This is a genomic window from Daeguia caeni, from assembly GCF_042653845.1.
GTDB lineage: Bacteria > Pseudomonadota > Alphaproteobacteria > Rhizobiales > Rhizobiaceae > Brucella > Brucella caeni.
Genome location: NZ_JBHSEL010000057.1, coordinates 1 through 539 on the forward strand (window position 1 = coordinate 1; position 539 = coordinate 539).

Sequence of the window (539 nt, forward strand, 5' to 3'; positions counted from 1 at the left end):
ACCGAGCGGCCGGCATTGACGTCACGGGCCAGCGCCCGACCAAGCGCGTTGCAGATCGCGACAATGCCGTCGATGCGTTCGCTCGAGCGCTCCTTGTCGGGCTTGATGTTGCCGGCCGGATCATGGCGCACGGCAACGTTCGATGCGTTCCAGCGCAACACCGGATGCCCGCCATGCCAGAGGGCGCGAGAGACCGACAACCGCTCCAGTTCCGCCGTCGGCGCCGCCATGGACAAGAACCCCTGGCCGAACTGGACGAGGTTCAGGCCTTCATCCTGCAGATGCTGGACAATCTCGCCGGCAAAGGTGCGGTCGTAGGAGAGTTCACGCAGATCGTAGCGGGATGCCAGTTCGAGGATTTCCTTCTCGACGAAGGCGAAGTCGGTGGCGTTGCCGGGGGTGGCGGTCAGGAATCCCTGATCACGCCAGACGTCATAGGGCACGCGGTCGCGCCGCACACGGCGGACTATGTCGTCCTCGGGAATCCAGAACCGGCAGGTGACGATCCATTTGTCGGCAAGCTTTCCAAGCGTTTCATC

1 protein-coding gene is annotated in these 539 nt (G+C 63.6%); it reads right to left on the minus strand.

What is annotated here, in order from left to right; genetic code table 11:
- The coding region (locus ACFO1V_RS09355) for a terminase TerL endonuclease subunit (RefSeq protein WP_380075077.1) at window positions 1-539 on the minus strand (539 nt) is incomplete at both ends.